Source organism: Bradyrhizobium sacchari (genome assembly GCF_002068095.1).
Taxonomy (GTDB): domain Bacteria; phylum Pseudomonadota; class Alphaproteobacteria; order Rhizobiales; family Xanthobacteraceae; genus Bradyrhizobium; species Bradyrhizobium sacchari.
Window position 1 is genome coordinate 190,934 of the sequence record NZ_LWIG01000053.1, and the last position, 3,943, is coordinate 194,876.

Sequence of the window (3,943 nt, forward strand, 5' to 3'; positions counted from 1 at the left end):
GCCGCAGCGGCAGGGCCAACAAGGCGGCGCCGTGCAGCCGGGTGGCCAGCGCGCGAACCAGGGGCAGCAGCAGCGCGGCCGGCAGCAAGGGCAGCCGCAGCCCGGCCAGCAGCAAGGTGCCGGACGTCCAGGCGCACCGCCCGCTGGGCAGAGCCCGGCGCTCAACGGAACGCCACAAACGCCGCCGCAACGCGGCGGTCAGATTCAGCCTGGAGGAGTCGTTCCGCCACAGCCGGGCGCAACGCCGCAACCTGGCCCGCAACCGCAACAGCCGCGCACCGGCATGCAGCCGGGGCAACCGCCCGCAACACAACAGCCGGGCGTGCAGCGCCAGGGCGGATTCCAGCAGCGCATCCCCGCCGCGCAACGCCCCGCAGCGCCGCGCAAATCCGCGCCGAAGGAGAAGGAGCGGCGGTGACAGTTCCGCCCCTCATCCTGAGGAGCTTGCGAAGCAAGCGTCTCGAAGGGCGAGGCCACAGTCGGGCCGCATGGTTCGAGACGCGCGCGATGCGCGCTCCTCACCACGAGATTCGACGCCTAACGTCGGTGGCCCTCTCCTCCGTCATTGCGAGCGCAGCGAAGCAATCCAGAGTCTCTCCGCGGAAAGAATCTGGATTGCTTCGCTGCGCTCGCAATCACGGCTTGGAGTGAGCTGAGGCTCTTGTAGGCATGCCGGCTCGCGGAGATCGGCTCACCGCAGGCTACCTGGCGTGATAGGCCTCACGCCTCGCCGCGCAGCCAGGCCTTTACCTTCTGCAGCAGTCCATGCTGCAGCTCCTCAACCGACGCCGCCTCAGCCGGCGTCAGCGTCTGCAAGGCCGCATCGATATCGTCCGCCACCAGCGTCGGCTCGGATGCCGGCGATGGCACAAGTCCTGCCGCCGCGAGTGCGATCGGGCCGATCTGAGTCAGGAAGGCGCGTTCGTATTCGCGCGACAGGCGAGCAATCGCCTCGTCCAGCGTCAGCCAGTCGACTGCCTTGATGTCGTTCATCAGCTTGCGGACCGGACCGCCATCGGCCTCCATCCGCCAGAAATGCACGACTTTTGAGCGGCCACCGGACTGGTAGACCAGCGTGCCCAAAAACTCGTGGATGGCGACGTCGTGGCCGGTTTCTTCCAGCACCTCGCGGTGCGCGGCCTCTTTCGGCGTCTCGCCGTCGTCGAGCTTGCCCTTGGGCAAGACCCATTCATTGCGCTTGCGCTGGCGCACGACTGCAACCAGCGGCACGGTCCCACGCCGCAGCACAATACCACCCGCCGCCATGACCGGCGCCCGCGCCATCGCTCAAACCCGTATCGTCGAACCGTCCCCGAAAGACGATATAGGGGCCGGGGACGGCGGATTGAAGGCTACCTTCTCCTGAGCAGCGCCTGGCCCGCGCGAATGCGCGTGCCCTCGGCGATGCCGTCGCAAAACGAAAAATTGCCGGGCGCAAGGATGATGATGGTCGAGCCGTGCTCGAACCACCCGAGCTCCTCGCCCTTGCTCACGTTGACGTCGCACGGGAAATTGACCGGCCCCTTCGTCTGCGCGTTCAGCACCATGTCGAGGAAGTGCAGGCGGATGCTCGCAACCAGGATGGCCGCCACCGGCACCAACGTCACCGCCTCGCCGGTCGACAGATGCGTGCGGATCACCGCGCGCTCGTTCTTGCAGAACAGCCGCTCGACCCTCTTCAAGGCAATCGGGTTGACGTTCCAGACGTCGCCATGAATCAGCGTGACGCGCTCGATATGCGCGTCATGGGGCGCATGGAAGCGGTGATACATGCTCGAGGTCAGCCGCAGCGTGACGAAGCTTCCGTTGCGGTGCTGATCGACCAGCGCGGAGTCACCCAGCAGGTCCAGCAGCGAATAGGGCGCGCCCTTCACCTGGAACAGTTCGGTGTCGGCGATCTTCCCGTGGGCGCCGACGATGCCGTCTGACGGGCTGGCGACGACGGACGGGTCCGGATCGAACGGCCGCAGACCCGGCTTCAGCTCCCGGGTGAAGCAGTCGTGCAGGCTGGTGAAGTGGGTCTTGCGCGCCTCCGACAGGTCGAGGTCGGAGAACAGCTTCCACAGCGCGATCGAGAAGTCCCGCACGAAGGGATTCTCGAGCTTGGAGAACCAGCCCATGAAGCGGGTCAGCGCCGCGCGCGGGATGCGGTTGGTCAACAGGAAGTTGAGGTCTTCCTGCTGGGTGAAAGAGGCGATGAGGGCTTTGACTGTCATGAATCTGTCAGCTCACAGTATTAGCGCTTGTTGTCATGGAAACGACACTCCCGATTCTCTCGATGTCCGTGGCCGCCGCAGCCTCCGCTGCCGCCGTCCTCCCGAAGATCAAGGCGCGGGTCGAGTTGTCCCGCGCCAAGCACCGCTCGCTCGCGGGGCACTCCAAGATGTCGCGCCGGGTGGCAAAGCTGCTCCCGTTCTACGAATTCGAAGGTGACAAATACTTCGGCTGTGACGGCGCGCCTGCGAACATCGTGGCCCAGCGCAAGGACGGCTTCTTCCGCCTCGCACGCCTCTACGCCGAGCGCTACCCGAAGGGCCGCGCGATGACAAAGGAAGCGGCGGAGACGATCTCCGACCTCAACTTCACCGAAAGCTACCGCGTGCCGTTCCAGTTCTCGCGTCTCGTCCGCGAGAACTTGGGCACCTCGACCTTCATGGAGTCCTCGAGCGGCGTCACCGTCACCGACGTCGACGGCAACACCTCCTACGACCTGACAGGGTCCTACGGCGTCAACATCTTCGGCAACGACTTCTACAAGGAATGCATCGAGGGCTCCGAGAAGCGCGCGCATGCGCTGGGTCCCGTGCTCGGCCCCTACCACCCCGTCATCCTCGAGAACGTGCAGCGGCTCCGCCAGATCGCGGGCCTCGACGAAGTCTCGTTCCACATGTCCGGCACCGAGGCCGTGATGCAGGCGGTGCGGCTGGCGCGCTACCACACCAAGCGCACGCACCTCGTCCGTTTCGCCGGCGCCTATCACGGCTGGTGGGGCGACGTGCAGCCCGGCGTCGGCAATCCCATTCCCGCGCACGAGACCTACACTCTCGCCGAGATGTCGGAGAAGACGCTGCACGTGCTGAAGACACGCAAGGACATCGCCTGCGTGCTGGTCAACCCGCTGCAGGGCCTGCATCCGAACGTCAACGCGCCCGGCGACTCCTCGCTGGTCGATTCCTCCCGCGGCGGCAATTTCGATCGCGCCGCCTACACGGAATGGCTGAAGAAGCTGCGCGAGATCTGCACCGAGCGCGGCATCGTCCTGATCTTCGACGAGGTCTTCGTCGGGTTCCGTCTCGCCGCCGGCGGCGCCCAGGAATATTTCGGCGTCAAGGCCGACATGGTGACCTACGGCAAGAGCCTTGCCGGCGGCCTGCCGGTCGGCGTCGTCTGCGGCAAGAAGGAGCTGATGCGCCGCTTCCGCGACGATCGTCCCGCCGACATCTGCTTCGCCCGCGGCACCTTCAACTCGCACCCCTACGTCATGACGGCCATGGACGAGTTCCTGAGCCGGCTCGCCAGCCCGAACTTCCGCGCCGTCTATGACGGACTGGAGGCGACCTGGAACGGGCGCGTGCAGAAACTCAACCAGATGATGGAGAGCGCCGACCTGCCGGTGCGGTTCGCCAACTTCTCGTCGATCTGGACGGTGAAATACACCACCCCGTCCCGCTACAACTGGATGCTGCAATATTACCTTCGCGCCGAGGGCCTGGCGCTGAGCTGGGTCGGCACGGGACGACTGATCTTCAGCCTGAACTACACCGATGCCGACTTCACGGAGGTCGCCGAACGTTTCGTCCGCGCGGCAGAGAAGATGAGGGCCGACGGCTTCTGGTGGCACGATGGCGTGCTCACCAACAAGAACATCAAGCGGCAGATCCTGAAGGAAATGCTGGCCAAGCGCTTGGGACGCTGAGGCTGCGCTGCGCGGGCTTGCTCCGCC

Annotated in this window: 3 protein-coding genes and 1 pseudogene; 2 read left to right on the forward strand and 2 right to left on the reverse strand. The window is 65.7% G+C overall.

Annotated features, from left to right (window positions below; genetic code table 11):
- Positions 1–418 (forward strand): annotated as a pseudogene (locus tag A5906_RS45555) (iron dicitrate transport regulator FecR); the annotation flags it as partial.
- Positions 419–720: 302 nt separating this feature from the next.
- Here A5906_RS45555 and A5906_RS34005 read toward each other — a convergent pair.
- Positions 721–1,284 carry an NUDIX hydrolase gene (locus tag A5906_RS34005; RefSeq protein ID WP_080139475.1) on the reverse strand — a complete coding sequence of 188 codons (564 nt, stop codon included), beginning with the start codon at positions 1,282–1,284 and terminating at the stop codon, positions 721–723.
- Between the two features lie 68 nt (positions 1,285–1,352).
- Positions 1,353–2,216, reverse strand: coding sequence for an archaetidylserine decarboxylase (gene asd / locus A5906_RS34010; RefSeq protein ID WP_080139476.1), 864 nt, complete (start codon positions 2,214–2,216; stop codon positions 1,353–1,355).
- Positions 2,217–2,251: 35 nt separating this feature from the next.
- Between asd and A5906_RS34015 the strand changes: the two genes are divergently transcribed.
- A complete protein-coding gene (locus A5906_RS34015) occupies positions 2,252–3,916 on the forward strand; it encodes an aminotransferase class III-fold pyridoxal phosphate-dependent enzyme (protein WP_080139477.1) in 1,665 nt (554 codons plus the stop codon).
- Positions 3,917–3,943 lie beyond the last annotated feature (27 nt).

Coding starts and splice junctions, on each gene's coding strand:
- A5906_RS34015 (WP_080139477.1), top strand. CDS start 2,252: ATGGAAACGACACTCCCGATTCTCTCGATGTCCGTGGCCGCCGCAGCC.
- asd (WP_080139476.1), bottom strand. CDS start 2,216: ATGACAGTCAAAGCCCTCATCGCCTCTTTCACCCAGCAGGAAGACCTC.
- A5906_RS34005 (WP_080139475.1), bottom strand. CDS start 1,284: ATGGCGCGGGCGCCGGTCATGGCGGCGGGTGGTATTGTGCTGCGGCGT.